The sequence below is a fragment of the Microbulbifer sp. 2205BS26-8 genome, assembly GCF_030731025.1.
Taxonomy (GTDB): Bacteria; Pseudomonadota; Gammaproteobacteria; order Pseudomonadales; family Cellvibrionaceae; genus Microbulbifer; species Microbulbifer spongiae.
Genome location: NZ_JAVAMR010000166.1, coordinates 1 through 675, shown reverse-complemented (window position 1 = coordinate 675; position 675 = coordinate 1). Strand labels below are relative to the sequence as shown.

Here is a 675-nt window from a genome sequence, read left to right as displayed (position 1 = left end):
ATCCCTTTAACGAAATTTTTACCTTAACTCTTATAAAATCAGAAAATTCAGAGCCTACAAAACAAGTGTTTTTTTTATTCTAAAACTTCAAGATGATGATGCTTTAATTCAAAATCCGAGTTTTTCAGCAGCCTGCTAGGTAGTAATAGCAGTAAACTTATCCAGGCAATCTGCACCCAACACATCACTTTGGAATAATTAGCACCGACAGACTTTGATAGCGTGCTTTATTAAGGAGCCATATTTTACCTGATCACAATACAAATGACTGACGCATAAAAAATAGATAACTCCACTAAATCCTTGCACCTGGCAATAAAAGCGCTATTGTTTGACTAGAAATGAAAGTAAATCAAGGCTGGGTAACAGAACGCTATGGGTAACAAGAAATCACTTTTGGCTTTAATAGCAACACTGACAATAATCACTCAACCGTCTTTAACCTGGGCTGATGACCTACATGAAAGAGAAGCTACCAAGCGATGCCTGAAAACCTGCAAAGAAATTTATTATAATTGTATTGGCGATAACCAAAAAGTACAAAATATCTGCGTTAGCGATAAAATAGACTGCGATAATATCTGCCGCGATAATAATAAAGATGATTTTTATGATAATGAGTACGAGTTAGAATATGATGAGTATGGAATATAAAGATATTATTCGATTGTTATG

At 34.4% G+C, this 675-nt stretch carries 1 protein-coding gene; it reads left to right on the top strand.

Annotated features, from left to right (window positions below):
* The first annotated feature begins 375 nt into the window (after positions 1–375).
* On the top strand, positions 376–654 hold the full coding sequence (locus Q5Y71_RS17075) for a hypothetical protein (protein WP_306043272.1): 279 nt from the start codon (positions 376–378) through the stop codon (positions 652–654).
* Positions 655–675: the final 21 nt, after the last annotated feature.

Excerpts from the sequence above, each read along its gene's own strand:
- Q5Y71_RS17075 (WP_306043272.1), top strand. The coding sequence starts at position 376 with ATGGGTAACAAGAAATCACTTTTGGCTTTAATAGCAACACTGACAATA.